Origin of the sequence: Mycobacterium intermedium, from assembly GCF_002086275.1 — a bacterium.
GTDB classification, from domain to species: Bacteria; Actinomycetota; Actinomycetes; order Mycobacteriales; family Mycobacteriaceae; genus Mycobacterium; species Mycobacterium intermedium.
This window is the reverse complement of sequence record NZ_MVHT01000016.1, coordinates 38,677-54,427: the sequence shown is the minus strand read 5'-3', so window position 1 is coordinate 54,427 and position 15,751 is coordinate 38,677. Positions and strand designations below refer to the sequence as shown.

General features: G+C 65.2%; 18 protein-coding genes. 7 read left to right on the top strand and 11 right to left on the bottom strand.

The window, feature by feature from the left end:
- Nucleotide 1 precedes the first annotated feature (1 nt).
- Nucleotides 2–457 carry a cupin domain-containing protein gene (locus tag BST27_RS08450; RefSeq protein ID WP_069419710.1) on the top strand — a complete coding sequence of 152 codons (456 nt, stop codon included), beginning with the start codon at nucleotides 2–4 and terminating at the stop codon, nucleotides 455–457.
- Between the two features lie 33 nt (nucleotides 458–490).
- On the opposite strand, the gene BST27_RS08445 is transcribed toward BST27_RS08450, so the two are convergent.
- On the bottom strand, nucleotides 491–889 hold the full coding sequence (locus BST27_RS08445) for a VOC family protein (protein WP_069419711.1): 399 nt from the start codon (nucleotides 887–889) through the stop codon (nucleotides 491–493).
- Between the two features lie 205 nt (nucleotides 890–1,094).
- Here BST27_RS08445 and BST27_RS08440 point away from each other — a divergent pair, with 205 nt between their 5' ends.
- Nucleotides 1,095–1,568 carry a YbjN domain-containing protein gene (locus BST27_RS08440; RefSeq protein WP_069419786.1) on the top strand — a complete coding sequence of 158 codons (474 nt, stop codon included), beginning with the start codon at nucleotides 1,095–1,097 and terminating at the stop codon, nucleotides 1,566–1,568.
- Nucleotides 1,569–1,741: 173 nt separating this feature from the next.
- Nucleotides 1,742–2,548 carry a lysophospholipid acyltransferase family protein gene (locus tag BST27_RS08435; protein WP_069419712.1) on the top strand — a complete coding sequence of 269 codons (807 nt, stop codon included), beginning with the start codon at nucleotides 1,742–1,744 and terminating at the stop codon, nucleotides 2,546–2,548.
- 94 nt (nucleotides 2,549–2,642) lie between these two features.
- Here BST27_RS08435 and purQ read toward each other — a convergent pair whose 3' ends face one another.
- The 4 genes from purQ to BST27_RS08415 all read right to left on the bottom strand — a co-directional run bounded on the left by purQ (nucleotide 2,643) and on the right by BST27_RS08415 (nucleotide 5,200).
- Nucleotides 2,643–3,317 (bottom strand): phosphoribosylformylglycinamidine synthase subunit PurQ, encoded by a 675-nt coding sequence (gene purQ, locus BST27_RS08430; RefSeq protein ID WP_069419713.1) that lies wholly within the window; start codon nucleotides 3,315–3,317, stop codon nucleotides 2,643–2,645.
- Entirely contained in the window at nucleotides 3,314–3,553 is a 240-nt protein-coding gene (gene purS, locus BST27_RS08425) for a phosphoribosylformylglycinamidine synthase subunit PurS (RefSeq protein ID WP_069419714.1), read from the bottom strand. Before purS ends, purQ begins: the two co-directional genes overlap by 4 nt.
- Nucleotides 3,554–3,654: 101 nt before the next feature.
- A complete protein-coding gene (locus BST27_RS08420; RefSeq protein WP_069419715.1) occupies nucleotides 3,655–4,407 on the bottom strand; it encodes an LLM class flavin-dependent oxidoreductase in 753 nt (250 codons plus the stop codon).
- 64 nt (nucleotides 4,408–4,471) lie between these two features.
- Nucleotides 4,472–5,200 (bottom strand): ATPase, encoded by a 729-nt coding sequence (locus tag BST27_RS08415; RefSeq protein ID WP_197518120.1) that lies wholly within the window; start codon nucleotides 5,198–5,200, stop codon nucleotides 4,472–4,474.
- On the opposite strand from BST27_RS08415, the gene BST27_RS08410 reads away from it, so the two are divergent.
- A complete protein-coding gene (locus tag BST27_RS08410; RefSeq protein ID WP_069419717.1) occupies nucleotides 5,177–5,815 on the top strand; it encodes an MBL fold metallo-hydrolase in 639 nt (212 codons plus the stop codon). The genes BST27_RS08415 and BST27_RS08410 overlap by 24 nt on opposite strands.
- Nucleotides 5,816–5,885: 70 nt before the next feature.
- Here BST27_RS08410 and BST27_RS08405 read toward each other — a convergent pair whose 3' ends face one another.
- A complete protein-coding gene (locus BST27_RS08405; protein WP_069419718.1) occupies nucleotides 5,886–7,559 on the bottom strand; it encodes an FAD-binding dehydrogenase in 1,674 nt (557 codons plus the stop codon).
- Nucleotides 7,560–7,592: 33 nt separating this feature from the next.
- A complete protein-coding gene (locus tag BST27_RS08400; RefSeq protein WP_069419719.1) occupies nucleotides 7,593–8,297 on the bottom strand; it encodes a DUF2334 domain-containing protein in 705 nt (234 codons plus the stop codon).
- A gap of 115 nt (nucleotides 8,298–8,412) precedes the next feature.
- Here BST27_RS08400 and BST27_RS08395 point away from each other — a divergent pair, with 115 nt between their 5' ends.
- On the top strand, nucleotides 8,413–10,038 hold the full coding sequence (locus tag BST27_RS08395; protein WP_069419720.1) for a DHA2 family efflux MFS transporter permease subunit: 1,626 nt from the start codon (nucleotides 8,413–8,415) through the stop codon (nucleotides 10,036–10,038).
- Nucleotides 10,039–10,043: 5 nt separating this feature from the next.
- Here BST27_RS08395 and BST27_RS08390 read toward each other — a convergent pair whose 3' ends face one another.
- On the bottom strand, nucleotides 10,044–10,607 hold the full coding sequence (locus BST27_RS08390) for a TetR/AcrR family transcriptional regulator (protein WP_069419721.1): 564 nt from the start codon (nucleotides 10,605–10,607) through the stop codon (nucleotides 10,044–10,046).
- 96 nt (nucleotides 10,608–10,703) lie between these two features.
- Between BST27_RS08390 and BST27_RS08385 the strand changes: the two genes are divergently transcribed.
- A complete protein-coding gene (locus tag BST27_RS08385; protein ID WP_069419722.1) occupies nucleotides 10,704–11,150 on the top strand; it encodes a DoxX family protein in 447 nt (148 codons plus the stop codon).
- On the opposite strand, the gene BST27_RS08380 is transcribed toward BST27_RS08385, so the two are convergent.
- Nucleotides 11,112–13,229, bottom strand: coding sequence for a S9 family peptidase (locus BST27_RS08380; RefSeq protein WP_069419723.1), 2,118 nt, complete (start codon nucleotides 13,227–13,229; stop codon nucleotides 11,112–11,114). The genes BST27_RS08385 and BST27_RS08380 overlap by 39 nt on opposite strands.
- A complete protein-coding gene (locus BST27_RS08375; protein WP_069419724.1) occupies nucleotides 13,226–14,119 on the bottom strand; it encodes a phosphoribosylaminoimidazolesuccinocarboxamide synthase in 894 nt (297 codons plus the stop codon). Before BST27_RS08375 ends, BST27_RS08380 begins: the two co-directional genes overlap by 4 nt.
- A 52-nt stretch (nucleotides 14,120–14,171) precedes the next feature.
- Between BST27_RS08375 and BST27_RS08370 the strand changes: the two genes are divergently transcribed.
- Nucleotides 14,172–14,789, top strand: a complete 618-nt coding sequence (locus BST27_RS08370; protein ID WP_069419725.1) for a hypothetical protein — start codon at nucleotides 14,172–14,174, stop codon at nucleotides 14,787–14,789.
- Here the strand turns inward: BST27_RS08370 and BST27_RS08365 are convergent.
- Nucleotides 14,770–15,744 (bottom strand): tellurite resistance/C4-dicarboxylate transporter family protein, encoded by a 975-nt coding sequence (locus tag BST27_RS08365; protein WP_069419726.1) that lies wholly within the window; start codon nucleotides 15,742–15,744, stop codon nucleotides 14,770–14,772. The two genes, BST27_RS08370 and BST27_RS08365, sit on opposite strands and share 20 nt — an antisense overlap.
- Between the last annotated feature and the right edge of the window lie 7 nt (nucleotides 15,745–15,751).

Sequence of the window (15,751 nt, the reverse complement as noted above, 5' to 3'; positions counted from 1 at the left end):
CATGGCAACAGCGGACGGATTCCACCCCGACTTCGACGAATCCACACCCACGGTGGCACGCAACCGGGTGCACCACGTCAAGGCATCGGAGATCAGTTCCGACACCGCGCAATCCGACGGAATGCGCCGCTTTGCCGCGCTCAGCGGGCGATCGGTCGGCGCCGAGAAGCTCTGGATGGGCGAGACTCATGTCTCGCCTGGGACGGCGTCGGCCAATCATCATCACGGCGACTCCGAGACGGCCATCTATGTACGAAGTGGCAACCCGGAGTTCGTGTTTCACGACGGAGTTCAAGAGGTTCGCATCGCGACGCAGCCCGGTGACTACATCTTCGTCCCGCCGTACTTGCCGCACCGGGAAGAGAACCCGGACCCGACCACGCCCACCGAGGTCGTCATCGCGCGCAGCACGCAGGAGGCCATTGTGGTCAACCTGCCGGCCCTGTATCCGCTGTGAATACCGGATATCTAGGCGAGCCGCGAATCACGCTCAGTAGACGGAGATTTCGATCAGATTGCCGTCGATGTCGCGACAATAGTGCGACGTCATCACGCCCAGCGCGCCGGTCCGGATCACCGGCCCGGCGGTAATTTTCACCCCGCACTCGATGAGGTGCGCACGCACCTCGCCTGGGGTCGCACGCGTGACGAAGCACAGGTCTGCGGATCCCGCCGCCTCGGTGGACCCGGTAGCCCAGTCGGGATCGTCGGCTTGCGCCCCGACCGGCCGCAGGTTGATCTTCTGGTTGCCGAAGCGAAGCGCAACTCGGTGCGATGCCCCAAAGGTTTCTCGCGTCATGCCCAGCACCCGTTCGTACCACGCGGCAGTGGCCTCAACGTCGTTGCAGTTCAAGACCACGTGGTCAATCCGATCGACTGCGAGTACCACCGTCAGCCCTCCTAGCAAATTCACCGGTCACCGCCAACGTTAGGTGGGATCGTCGAGCGAGTCGAGCAACGTCATGTCGACACGCCTAGTAGGGCATTGAACGCCGGCACCGCCCGCGTCACTCAGCAAATTCTCAACAGATTCTTCGCCACCGCTTTCCCTGGCTCAAAGCACACACATAGGCAGCGCCCCCACGATGGCAATCATGACTGCGCATCTGGCCGAGCCCCTGAGTACTGACCTCATTGAGCGCTACCTGCGCGTCCGGGGGCGGCGGTATTTCCGCGGGCAACACGACGGCGAATTTTTCTTTGTCATCAACACCGGCCAGCGGCGTCTGCACGTCCACGTCGAGATCCCGCCTCTGCATCCCGATGTGGTCGCCATCCGGGTCACCCCGGCGTGCTTCTTCCCCGCCGAAGACCGCGATCGGTTGCAGCGGTTGGCCGAGGAATGGAACCGGGAACACCGCGAGATCACCGCGGACGTGCACCGTTCCTCGGACCCGCTGCGCATCGGGGTGGCCGGGGCCAGGTCGCAGCGGATGGGCGGCCGCGTGCGCTTCGAAGATTTCACCGCGTTCGTCGACGAAGCCATCGGGGCCGCTGTCGAGTTGTTTGACGGGCTGGCACCAGCGACGGAGTTACCGACCGCGCCGCTGCTGCTCGATGTCGGCTGAGCCGACGAGCCCGAAAGCCCCGGTGCCTAGCACCTTTTCGGTCATCACTACGGCTCGCGAATCCAACGCGCCAGCGGATATGCCATTCTCCTAAAGAGAGAGTATTGTATGTCAATATGACGCCGAGCCCATACGGCCGGCGATCTATGACAGGCAGACAGCCGGGGGGCAGCATGAACGACGGCACGATCGACAACCACGAAGTCGCCAAGTGGGATCCGGCGTTCACCAAACAAGTCATGGACGCGTTCGGACCCCTGGTCAAACGGTATTTCCGGGCCGAAGTCCACAATGTCGGCAACGTTCCCGCCGCCGGCGGAGCGCTGGTGGTGTCCAACCACTCCGGCGGGATGTTCACCCCGGACGCCTTCGTCTTCTCACCGGCCTTCTATGACACCTTCGGTTACGTCCGCCCCGTCTACACCCTGGGCCATTACGGCCTGTTCCTGGGCCCGACGGAGGGATGGCTGCGCCGACTCGGTGTGATCGAAGCGAGCCGGGAAAACGCGGCCGCAGCGTTGCACTCCGATGCCGTGGTGATCGTGTTCCCCGGTGGTGACTACGACGCGTACCGGCCCACGTTCGCTGCAAACAGGATCGACTTCAACGGGCGCACCGGCTACGTTCGCACCGCCGTGGAAGCCGGCGTGCCGATCGTGCCGACGGTATCCATCGGCGCTCAAGAGACTCAGCTGTTCTTGACCCGCGGCAATTGGCTGGCCGGCAAATTGGGTTTGAACAAGCTGCGGTCGGACATTCTGCCGGTCAGCTTCGGCTTCCCGTTCGGACTGAGCGTGTTCTTCCCGCCGAACGTGCCGCTGCCTTCCAAGGTCGTCACCGAGGTACTCGAGCCTATCGATGTCGCCGCGCAATTCGGTGCGGATCCCGACATCGATGAGGTCGATGCGCACGTCCGTTCGGTGATGCAGTCCGCCCTCGACCGACTTTCCCGGCAGCGCCGGTTCCCGATCCTGGGGTGAGGCGATGAGGCGACTCGACGGCATGGACGACGAGTTGCAGAACGCCGCAGGATTTTCCGCGCGAGCGGCCGAGAAAACTTCGGCCTTGCCGGTCTTAGACGCTCAAGACGGCGTCGAGCGCCGAATAGAACAAGCCCAACCCGTCATCAGATGGGCCGGTCAAGGCCTCGATGGCGTGTTCGGGATGGGGCATCAGGCCGACGACGCGGCCGTTGGCCGAACTGATACCGGCGATGTCGTTCAGCGATCCGTTGAGGTTGTCGGTGTAGCGAAACACCACTCGCCCCTCGCCTTCCAGCGCGTCGAGCACCTCGCGCGGCGCCACGTAACGCCCCTCACCCGACTTCAGCGGAATCAGCAGTTCCGCGTCGGCTTCGAACCGCGACGTCCAAGCCGTCGAAGTCGACGCGACGCGCAGCCATACGTCGCGGCAGACAAAGTGCAAGCCCACATTGCGGGTCAACGCTCCAGGCAGCAGACCGGCCTCACACAACACCTGAAACCCATTGCAAATCCCCAATACCGGCATCCCGCGTCCGGCGGCGGCCACCACTTCGCCCATCACTGGGGCGAATCTGGCGATCGCCCCCGCCCGCAGGTAGTCGCCGTAGGAAAACCCTCCGGGCACCACCACGGCGTCGACGTTCTTCAGGTCGGCGTCGGCGTGCCACAGGCTCACGGCCTCGGCACCCACTCGGCGTGCGGCGCGCGCGGCGTCCACATCGTCGAGCGTGCCCGGGAAGGTAATGATTCCGATTCGTACTGTCACTGTTCGTCCCGGCTAATGGTCCAGTCTTCGATTACCGTGTTCGCCAGCAATGATTCCGCAATTTCGGCGAGCGTCGCGTCATCCACGGTGTCGTCGACCTCGAGCTCAAACCGCTTGCCCTGACGGACATCTGATATTCCGGTGTGCCCGAGGCGGCCCAGGGCACCGACTATCGCCTGACCCTGCGGGTCGAGAATCTCCGCCTTGGGCATCACATGCACGACCACCCGGGCCACCGGCGCTCCTCCTCAGTTCTGATCACTTTGCCCAGCGGCATGCGCCAGGACGCGCTCAAAGCGATGGGCAAAGGGTTCTCGCCAACTCTACCGGCGCGGGGTCAGGACACCAGAATCAACCGGTTACCACCGACGTCGGCGAGTCGGCGCTGCACGTCCCCGTCGGGATCGAGGGATTCTTCGCAAAGGGCCGTCCAAGCGCTGAGGTCAAGGGGCGTATCGGCGCGGACGGACTCGGCCCGGGCGTGCCGCGCCGCCTCGAAAATCTCGCCGATCCGCGGATGCTCCAGCCGAACGTTGACTCCGTCACACCGCGCGCCGGCCACTTTGGCCAGTGCGACGCCGTTGACCCCGAGAAGTACCGGTGGACGGGGAATCGGCAGCGGAAATCCGGTCCACTTCTCCTCGCGCAGCGGGTCCCACAGCGTGTCACACAAGTCAAGCACGTCGACGAGGTGCTGGTGGCGGGCTTGGACGGAGTCGTGCAGCGGGATGTTGAGCAGGCGGTGTTCCAGCGCCCAGGGACTGCCGGGGCCAGAACCCGCGCCGAGACCGAACACGAAGCGTCCACCGCTGATCTCCTGCAGCGACGCGACGGCGTTGACCGTCACACCCGCGCTGCGGTTGGCCGCGTTGACGACCAACGTCCCGATGCCGATGGTCGACGTGACCCCGGCCAGCGCGCCCGCCAGCGAAAAGCACTCCAGCATGCGCGGGCTCGACATCATCGCACCGGACAGGTGATCGAAGACCCACGCGGTCCCGAATCCTTCGGCTTCCGCACGCAAGACGTTGTCACGCAACTCCGGCCAGCAGTAGCTGGCAGCGCTGTAGAGGACATCGAGAGTCACCACGGGCCGGGCTTCCGGGTGCAGCGCTTAAATCTATTGCACTGCAGTGCATTTTGTGGCACAGCCGTCATGAGCACGAACCGATGTAGGCCTCACACAAGGGGGCGGTCAGGGCGTCCAATACGGCCGCATCCGAGACCACCGGCCATTCCACCTTCGGTGGCGACGCCGCCCACAGGGTGAGTTCGCTCAAGGTGCTGCTCGCTGGGTGGGCGACGAGGTAGGTGTGCATGATGGTCGGGCCGCTGATCACTGCCGCCATCCGGTTGGGCTCGTCGTCGGTGATCGACGGCGACTGGTTCGGTGACCCCAATTGGCAGGCGCGGACGGCGGCGACGGCCGCAGCGAACACCGACGCGGCGACAGCTCCACCGCGGGCCGTGTCACCGCGCCAGTGGATGACCTGGGCCTGCAGCTGCCATTGCCCCTCCGGGCGCTCCGCCGTGGCCCGGGCGGCGACCGCCGAAATCCGACTGTCCTGCGGAAACGACGGGGTCGCGCACACCTGTTCAAAGCGGAATCGGGGTGTCGTGCCCGGGGCCGATACGGCCGCGCCGGCCGGCGCGGGCCAGCCGTAGACCGAGACCAGGGGCACCGCTCGCCGATCGATCCACGCCGAGTTCGGAATCTGATCGCACACCGGCGGGCACGTTTCGGGTTCCGCCCAGGCCGGCGGCACCACTACCAGGGCAATCGCCAAGTTGCCGGCGACTAGCACTATCGCCAGCATCACCCGCATCGGCACGGCCACCATCAGGGCACAATCGTAGACATGCAACTGACGCATTTCGGGCATTCCTGTCTTCTCGCCGAGTTCGGTGAAACGAAAGTGCTATTCGACCCCGGGTCATTTGCACACGGCTTCGAGGGAATTACCGGCCTGTCGGCGATTCTCATCACCCACCAGCACCCCGATCACGTCGACGTTTCGCGGTTACCGGCGCTGCTTGAGAGCAACCCAAGTGCCGCGCTGTACGCGGACCCACAGACCACCGAGCAACTGGGCGAGCCATGCCGGGCCGTCCACGTCGGCGACGAGTTTGCGGTGGGGACGCTGACCGTTCGCGCGGTCGGCGGCGTTCACGCCGTCATTCACCCGGAAATCCCTGTCATAGAGAACATTTCGTATCTGGTGGGTGATGGCGACCATCCCGCCCGGCTGATGCATCCCGGTGACGCGCTGTTCGTCCCCAACGAGCCGGTGGACGTGTTGGCCACCCCGGCCGCGGCGCCCTGGATGAAGATCTCCGAGGCCGTCGACTATCTGCGCGCGGTAGCACCGGCGCGGGCGGTGCCCATCCACCAGGGGATCATCGCTCCGGACGCGCGCGGCATCTACTACGGCCGCCTCACCGAGATGACCAGCACCGACTTCCAAGTCCTCCCCGAGGAGAGCGGCGTCACCTTCTAACGGCGAGCAGACGCAAACTCGTACGATCCGGCGTCGAAACGTACGAGTTTGCGTCTGCTCGCGAAGGAACTTAGGTGATGTCGTCGGCGGCGCCGCGACCGGCGGCCCGACCCGAGAAGATGCAGCCGCCCAGGAAGGTGCCCTCCAGAGCGCGGTAGCCATGCACGCCGCCGCCACCGAAGCCCGCCACCTCGCCGGCGGCGTACAACCCGGTGATCGGCGTGCCGTCGCCCTTGAGCACCCGGGAATCCAAGTCGGTTTCGATGCCGCCCAACGTCTTTCGCGTCAGGATGTGCAACTTGACGGCGATCAGCGGTCCCGCCTTGGGATCCAGCAGGGGGTGCGGGGCCACCACCCGCCCCAGCCGATCACCCAAATAGCCTCGCGCGGCGCGGATTGCGGTGATCTGACCGTCCTTGGTGTATTTGTTCACCACCTCGCGGTCGCGGGCTTGCACGGCGGCTTCGACCGTGTCGTAGTCCAACGGCTCCACATCGGGCAGCTCGTTCATCCGATCCACCAACTCGGCCAACGAGTTCGCGCTGACGAAGTCCACACCCTGGTCGATGAAAGCCTGCACCGGCCCTGGTGCCCCTTGGCCCACCCGGGCGCGCAACAGCTTTCGTGCACTCGCACCCGTCAGGTCGGGATTCTGCTCCTGACCCGACAGGGCGAACTCCTTCTCAATGATCCTTTGGTTCAGGATGAACCAGGTGTAGTCGTAACCGGATTGGGTGATGTACTCCAACGTGCCAAGCGTGTCGAACCCCGGATACAACGGAACCGGCAGCCGATGGCCCGAGGCGTCCAGCCACAGCGGCGACGGACCGGGAATGATGCGGATTCCGTGGCTGGGCCAGATCGGATCGTAGTTGGTGATGCCCTCGGTGTAGTGCCACATCCGGTCCGGATTGATCACCCGCGCACCGGCTTTCTGCGCGATGCCGATCATCCTGCCGTCCACGTGCGCCGGCACACCGCTGAGCAGTTGTTTAGGGACACGCCCCATCCGTCGAGGCCAATTCTTGCGGACCAAATCGTGATTGCCGCCGATGCCGCCGCTGGTGATGATGACCGCGGAGGCGCGAAACTCGAATTTTCCCACCGCCTGTCGCGATGACGGCACACCCCGCGGTGCTGCGGAGGGCTCCAGGATCGTGCCCCGCACGCCCGTCACGGCATCACGTTCGACGATCAACTTGTCGACCTGGTGCCGGTGCGCGAACCGCACGGTCGGACGGTCGCGCAGCTGACGGGCGAATATCTCCACCAGGGCCGGCCCGGTACCCCACGTGATGTGGAAGCGCGGCACGGAGTTGCCGTGCCCCTGAGCGTCGTAGCCGCCGCGCTCGGCCCAACCCACCAGCGGAAAGAGCTTCAGCCCGTGTTCGCGCAGCCAGCTGCGCTTCTCCCCCGCCGCGAAGTCGACATAGGCATGGGCCCACTGCTCCGGCCAGTAGTCCTCCGGCCGATCGAAGGCCGCGGTGCCCAGCCAGTCCTGCAACGCGAGTTCATGGCTGTCGCGGATGCCGAGCCGACGCTGCTCGGGGCTGTTCACGAAGAACAGGCCGCCGAACGACCAATACGCCTGCCCACCCAGATTGGCGCTGTTCTCCTGGTCCAGGATCAAAACATGCAGGCCGCGGTCCGCCAGTTCACAGGCGGCCACCAACCCTGCCAGTCCGGCCCCGACGATGATCGCGTCAGCGGTGAACCCCTCTGAAACCGCCGGAGAGTCACTCATGGTGGTAGAGGGTAGTACCACCCCACCGGGGTACTACGCGGCGTCAGGCATGGCCTTGTCGGACCGCCATTGGTACACGGTGGGCGCGCACGAGTGCATGAGCGCCAGGTCGACGGCGTCCAGCATCGCCTGCAACGGACCGGGCTTGCGCAAATGCCGCGCGGCGACCGCGACCCGGACGATGCCGCCGCGCCGGGCGATGCGCTCGGCCGACATCACCACCATTCGACACCACCACGGTTCGGCCAGAAAACCTTCGCCGATACCCAACACCCGAGCGCGTACGGTCTCGTTGCGTACCAGATCGGTAATTCCGTGATAGTCGGCCAGCAGCCGGAAGCCATTGCGGGGCAGCGCTTTGACCACCCCGGGCGAGACCAGCCAGCCCGGTGCGGCGAATAGCCGGGTACGTAGTCCGAGGTGCTCGAGCACCCGGTCAGCGGCCATCAATCGCAGGTTTGCCTCATGTGCGGCCAGCGTCGCAAACTCACCGCGGCGCCGCTTGGTGGCGGCCTCGTCGTAGCCGTGCAACACCAGCGCGTCACCACCGGCGCGTCGTGCCGTGAGCCACTCAACGGTGCGCGGGTCACGATCGAGTCGGTAGCCGGTGCCCACGCGCGGGGCCACCAGCAATGAGACCGGTACCGAGCGGGCGTCCATTTGCCCGCAGAATGCCTCGACATCACCCAGGGTGCGTTCGCAGATCCCCGAGACCGAGACGATCAACTTTCCAGACACGCTTGCAGTTTGCCGATGCCAGGTTTACGGACGGTGAAGTACACGCGGACGTCAGAAGTATTTCGCGATTGGCCGAATCACGGGGTTCAACCAAGGTCCGGTCATCCGCATAGATATGCTATGGAACGCCATGGACAAGGCGAGTTCCGTACCGGCAGATGTCGCGCTGCCCACCAAGCCGGGGCAGCCCCACCCCGGCGAACACGTCTATCCCAGCAAGCTCGACGCCGGGACGTTGCGGGTCGCCGGGGTCGTCGTGCTGGCATCGATAATGACGATCCTGGACGTCACCGTCGTCAGCGTCGCGCAGCGCACGTTCATCGTCGAGTTCGAATCGACCCAGGCCGTTGTCGGTTGGACGATGACCGGTTACACGCTCGCTCTGACCACCGTGATCCCGGTGACAGGTTGGGCCGCCGACCGATTCGGCACCAAGCGCCTCTGGATGGGCTCGGTGCTTGCCTTCGCACTCGCCTCGGTGCTCTGCGCGACGGCGCCAAACATATTGCTGCTCATCGCATTCCGGGTGGTCCAGGGAATCGGTGGCGGCATGTTGATGCCGCTGGGGTTCATGATCCTCACCCGCGCAGCGGGGCCGGCGCGGCTGGGTCGCCTGATGGCGATATTCGGCATCCCGATGCTGCTCGCCCCCATTTTCGGACCGATCCTGGGCGGCTGGTTGGTCAGCGAATTCAGTTGGCATTGGATCTTTCTGGTCAACCTGCCCATCGGATTGCTCGCGTTCGTCCTCGCGGCAGTGGTTTTCCCGAAAGATCGCCCGACACCATCCGAAACGTTCGACGCCGTCGGTGTGATGCTGTTGTCGCCCGGCCTGGCGATGCTGTTGTTCGGGGTCTCATCCATCCCCGGCCGCGGCACGGTCGCCGACGTCAAAGTGTTGATACCGATAAGCGTCGGCGTGGTGTTGATCGTGACGTTCGTCATGCACGCGTTGCATCGAGCCGACCATCCGCTGATCGACGTGCGGCTGTTTCGCAACCGAGTGTTCACCCAAGCCAGCGTGACAATGCTGGTGTTTGCCGTCGCGTTCTTCGGCACGGGCCTGCTGATGCCGAGCTATCTGCAACAGGTACTGCACCAGACCCCGATGCAATCGGGAATTCACCTGGCCCCACAAGGGGTCGGCGCCATGCTGACCATGCCGTTTGCCGGAGCCTTCATGGACCGGCGGGGCCCGGGAAAGAGCGTGCTGTTCGGCCTGAGCCTGATCACCCTGGGCCTGGCCGCCTTCACCTTCGGCGTCGCCAAACAGGCAGGCTACTTCCCGCTGTTGGTGACCGGCCTGGCGCTGATGGGGTTGGGCATGGGTTGCACCATGATGCCGCTCTCCGGCGCCGCGGTGCAGACGCTGACGCCGCATGAGATTGCCCGTGGCTCCACTCTGATCAGCGTCAACCAACAGGTGGGCGGCTCGGTGGGCACGGCGCTGATGTCGGTGTTGCTCACCAATCAGTTCGACCGCAGCGAGAACATCACCATTGCCAACAAGGTTGCGCTACTCGAGAAGGACGCCGCCCGCCGCGGCGTGCCCGTCGACCCGTCGGCGCTACCCGCACCGGCACGCGCCGCCGACTTCGGGACCGCCCTGCTGAACGACCTGTCGCACGCATACGCGGCGGTGCTGCTGGTGGCGGTCGTGTTGATGGTGGCGACGCTCGTTCCGGCGTGGTTCCTGCCCAAAAAGCCCGCCGTGCACCCGGCCGCTCACCCAGCTCGTTGATCGCGCTATTCGCTGAACAGCATCCCCGCGATCCGGTTCACAGTGTCCATCGGATCCGCCGCTCGCACTTGGGCATTGAACGCGTCGTTGAGCCAGAGCGTCGAGAACCCGTGCACCAGAGACCAGGCCGCCAGCTGAGCCCCCGCTGGATCGGACCGAGCGTTGGGATCGCGCAACGTCTCCACCCCACGTGACAATTCCGCGGCGGCGGCGGCTTCGGCCGCGGCGAATTCCGGATCGGAGCCGTCCAGCAGCGAACGGTTGAACATCACCTGATAGTGGCCCGGATGCTCGAGCGCGAATCGCACGTAGGCCAGGGCCGCATCGGCGAACCGCGGGCGAGCCCGCACCAGAGCCTCGGACAGCATTCGAAAACCCTCCGTCGCCAACGCCGTGAACAAACCCCGGCGATCGGTGAAGTGGTGAGCCGGCGCGGCATGTGAGACACCGGCTTCGCGTGCCAATCCGCGGAGCGAGACCCGCTCCGCGCCGCGTTCGGCCACCAGGCGTGCGGCCTCGGCAAGGATGACGGCCCGCAGGTCGCCGTGGTGGTAGGTCGGGCGGTTCATAAGGCCAGCATACCGGCATAACTTGACAGTGACTAGATTGCCCGCCTACCGTGGGCGATGACAGATCTTGTCACTGTCTAGATTGGAGAGATTCTCATGGCACCACTCATCGCGCTGCTGTTGGGCAGCATCGGCGCACGCATCGTCGGTTGGTTAGGCGTCGCGTATGTCGACAACTGGACCAACGTGGTCGCCGTCGGCCTGGCGGCCATGTTCGTACTTACGGGTGTGGCTCACTTCGTGCCACCGATGCGGAGAGACATGATCGCGATCGTGCCGCCGCGGCTGCCCGCCCCCGGTCTGCTGGTCACCATCACCGGCGTGCTCGAACTCCTGGGGGCGGTGGGCCTGTTGCTGCCCAGCACCCGAGTCGCGGCGGCGGTGTGCCTGCTGGCACTGATGCTGGCCATGTTCCCGGCCAATGTCTACGCCGCCCGGATGCCCAACCCGCCCAAGTCGATGACCACGCGGCTGTCGCTGCGCAGCCTCGAAGAGGCCGTCTTTCTAGGAGCCGCCGCCGTCGTTGCAGTCGGCGGCATCTAACATCCAGGCGTACTGGAATGCGATTTCCTTCCAGCGCTCGTAGCGACCGCTGATTCCGCCGTGACCGGCGTGCATCTGGGTCTTCAACAGCACCGGCCTGCCGGTGCTGTTGGCGTGTCGCAGGGCGGCGACCCATTTGGCCGGTTCCACGTAGTAGACCCTGGTGTCGTTCAGCGACGTCATGGCCAGGATCGCCGGATACGGCTTGGTCGAGACGTTCTCATACGGGGAATATGACTTCATGTACGCGTAGACATCGCTGTCGGCCAACGGGTTTCCCCATTCATCCCACTCGGTCACGGTCAGCGGCAGCGAAGGATCGAGGATCGTCGTCAGCGGATCGACGAACGGCACCTGGGCAAGGATCCCGGCGAACAGCTCCGGCGCCATGTTCGCCACCGCCCCCATCAGCAGACCGCCAGCGCTGCCCCCCATCGCAACCAACTGCTGCGGACGGGTCAGGCCCGTGTCAACCAAATGCCTTGCCACCGCGATGAAGTCGGTGAAGGTGTTCTTCTTTTCCAGCAGCTTGCCGTGCTCGTACCACAACCGGCCCATCTCACCGCCACCGCGAACATGGGCGATGACGAACACCATGCCGCGATCCAACAGGGACAGCCGCGCGATGGAAAACCGCGGGTCTTCGCACATTTCGTAGGCACCGTAACCGTAAATCAGTGCCGGAGCCGGGAATTCGATGTCAGCACGGTGGACGATCGATACGGGGATCCGGGCCCCGTCGTCGGCAAACGCCCAATCGCGGCGTTCCACGTAGTCCTCTCGCCGGTAATCGCCCAGCACGGGCTGCTCGCGCAACAGGGTGCGCTCGCCGGTGACCAGGTCGAGGTCGTAGATCCGCACCGGGGTGATGAACGATCCCACCCCGAAGCGCAGTTTGGGCGAGTCCCAGTTCGGATTGGCTCCCAGGCCGGCCGACATCAGCTCGGAGTCGAAGGTGAGTTCTTCCGGCTCGTCGTAGCCGCCGTCAGTCTTGATGGGCCACAACTGGATACGGGGCAGGCCCTCACGCCGATAGCTGACCGCCAGATGCCGGGCGAACGCGTCGACACCGTCGAGGCGGACGTCGTCGCGATGCGGGATCAAGGTGCGCTGTCGGGTCGGATCCTCGACCGGCGCCTCAACGAGCGTGAAGTTCACCGCGCCGTCGTTGTGCAGGATCAAGAACCGGTCCTGGCCGCCGACGACCGCGTGCTCCACCGAATACTCGACGCCGTCGCGGCGCGGCAATACGACGGTGAATTGCGCCTGCGGGTCAGTCGAATCCGCGTAGCGCACCTCGGAGGTGATGGCGGAGCCGGCGGCGATGAAGATGTAAGCGTCGCTGCGGGTACGCCCCACGGCAAGCCAAAACCTTTCATCGGGTTCGTGATAGACCTGCTCCGACGAATTCTGCGCACCAAGCCGATACCGCCAGACGGTGTCCGGGCGCCAGGCCTCATCCACGGTGATGTAGTAGACGGTGCGGTTGTCGGCGGCCCAGGTTACCCCGGCACCGATCCCGGTGATCTCGTCCGGATAGTTCTGTCCGGTGCGTAAATCCCTGAACCGCAGCGTGTATCGCTCGTCGCCGACGACATCCACGGAAAAGGCCAAGAGGTTGCCGTCCAGGCTGACGCCGGCCGCGCCGAGGGCGAAGAAGTCATGTCCGTCGGCCTCGACGTTCTCGTCGAGCAAGACCTGTTCGCCGGGAATCTCGGTGTCCTCGTCCAACTTCGGCGGGTTCCAGTCGTCGGGACCCGCTATTGGACATCGGCAATGAACGCCGTACTGCTTTCCTTCGAAGGTGCGCGAGTAGTACCACCAGTCGCCGCGGCGGGTCGGTACCGAGAGGTCGGTTTCCTTAGTGCGCGCCTTGATTTCGTCGAAGATCTTCTGCCGCAAGGGTTCGAGGTGAGCGGTGACCTGATTGACGTAGTCGTTCTCCGCTTCGAGATAGGCGATGACCTCGGGGTTGTCCTTGTCGCGCAGCCATTCGTAAGGGTCGATGAAGACGTCGCCGTGATGTTCCCGACGGGTTTCGACACGCTTGGCGACGGGTGGTACAGCCGGTTCGCTCATGCGGCCGGGCCAATCCAGTCGTCGAACCGCAAACCCGAAATGCGTTCGTAGGCTTCGATGTAACGGCCCCGAGTGGCCTCGATGACGTCGTCGGGAAGTGGCGGCGGTGGCAGTTCACCGCCGCGGTCCCAGCCGGATGCCGGGCTGGTGAGCCAGTTGCGCACAAACTGCTTGTCGAACGCTGTCTGCACCACTCCCGGGTGGTATTCCGCGGCGGGCCAATACCTCGAGGAGTCAGGAGTAAAGATTTCGTCGGCCAGCAGCAGATTACCGTCGCGGTCGGTCCCGAACTCGAACTTGGTGTCGGCGATGATGATTCCCCTGCTCAGCGCGTGGTCGGCGGCCTGCACATAGATTTTCAGGGTAAGGTCACGCAACTGGTTGGCGCGAAGCTCGCCTACCAATTCGACGACCCGGTCGAACGAGATGTTTTCGTCGTGCAGGCCCAGTTCGGCCTTCGTCGCCGGCGTGAACAACGGTTCGGCGAACTTGCTGGCCTCGACCAGACCCGGCGGCAACGGGATGCCGCAGACCTGCCCGGTCGCCTGATAGTCCAGCAGTCCAGAACCGGTGAGGTAGCCCCGAGCCACGCACTCCACCGGCAGCATCTCCAGCCGCTGCACCACCAGCGCGCGCCCCAGCACGTCGTCGGGAATCCGCGGGTCGTCGGGCGGGCCGGCCAGATGGTTGGGGGCATCCACGAGGGCGAAGAAGAACACGCTCATCGCGGTCAGGATCCGGCCCTTGTCGGGGATGGTGCTGTCCAGGATGTAGTCGTAGGCCGAGATCCGGTCGGTGGCGACCAGCAACAGATGGTCGTCGTCGATTTCGTAGATCTCGCGGACCTTGCCGCTGGCCAGATGTCGGTAGTCGGACAGTGCGGGGCGCATCGGGTCAGCGTATCGGCCACGCCCACGGCGGGCCTGTGCTGGGATCAGCCCTATGACGCGGTACTTGCCTTACTCCACCAGACCCATCCGACTGTTCGTCCAGCTGATGAGCGACATCACCGTCTCCGTGTGGACGATCATCTGGGTTTTCGTCGGGCTAGCGGTCCACGAGGCGATCTCGATGATCGCCGAGGCCGGTCGCCAGGTCGAGGCGGGCTCGAACGGCGTCGCCGGCAACCTGGCCTCGGCGGGACACGGCGCCCACAACATTCCGCTGGTAGGCGATGCCGTGAGCAAACCGCTCACCGCGGCCAGCGACGCCGCCCTCGACATCGCCGGCGCCGGACATGACCTGGCGACGACGGCGAGTTGGCTGGCGTGGGTGCTGGCGATCGCGGTGGCTGCGACGCCGATCCTGACGGTCGGCGGCCCGTGGCTCTTCCTGCGGGTGCGTTTCTTCCGTCGGAAATGGATCGTGTCGGCGCTGGCCGCCACGCCGGCCGGGCAACAACTGCTGGCGCTGCGGGCACTGGCGAACCGGTCGCCGGCCAAGCTCGCCGCCGTCAGCGCGGATCCGGTCGGCGGGTGGCGGCACGAAGATCCGGTGATCATCCACGGGTTGGCGGCGCTCGAATTGCGGGCGGCCGGGATCAGGGTGCCTGAATTCTGAACAGTCGACGGAATCCGGCGACGACCACGATGACCCACGTCGCCAGCGCGACCCAGAAGAAGACCAGCGAAACGGTGGTCAACGGCCGCTGGCCTAGTTCGGCCGCCGTGGCGGCGGTCGCCGCCGAATACATGCCCAATGGGAAAACCATCGCCCACCACACGCCGGCGAACTGCAGCGTGGACGGGCGCCGGCTGATGCGTTGCAGGCCGAAGTAGACCAACGGCGGTATCCAGAGGGTGGCCGCCACCCAGGTCAGCACGGTGATTCCCTTGATGGCCGGCGCCAGCCAGGCGGGTGCGAGCGCATGGATGCCGTCGCCGGCCAGAGTTGCAATAGCCAACCCGCCCATGAGAATCCACGAGTCGGGGGCGAATCCGTCGGGGCGTTCCTCAAACGTGCGCCACAGGATCAACCAGGTCATCAGGCCGTAGACGACCAGCCCCAGCACCCAGGCCGGCACGGCCACACCGAACGCCCAGTGCTGTGGCGTGTGCCGAGCCACCTGCGCGGCCACGATGGCCAAACCCGATGTCCCCACACTGGCCAACTCCCACGCACCGTGCGCGTGGTCTCGTAACGGCACCCACCGATGAACCCACATATTGCGGGCCGAGAGGGCCGCCAGCACCAGCCACGCAGACAGCGCGACCACACCAAGTGACAGCACCACCAAGCTGATCCGAGCCAACCGGCTGTCCAGGACCGAGCATGCGGCAACGAAGGTGAACAACCGCAAAGTGACGTCGGGATCCGCCAAGTCCCACTTCGTGACGGCCCGGGTCCCGAGCACCAACACGACGAGGACGAGGAGACCGAGCGTGGCCAAGACGCCCAGCGCGTCGCTGATCCAATGGAAGGCATGCATATTGGCCGCGATCGACAGGATGCCGGTTGCCATCACCGCGGCGAAGATATCGGGTGACGGCTCGACTTCGGCGAGCCGGACGGCCATTAAGCCG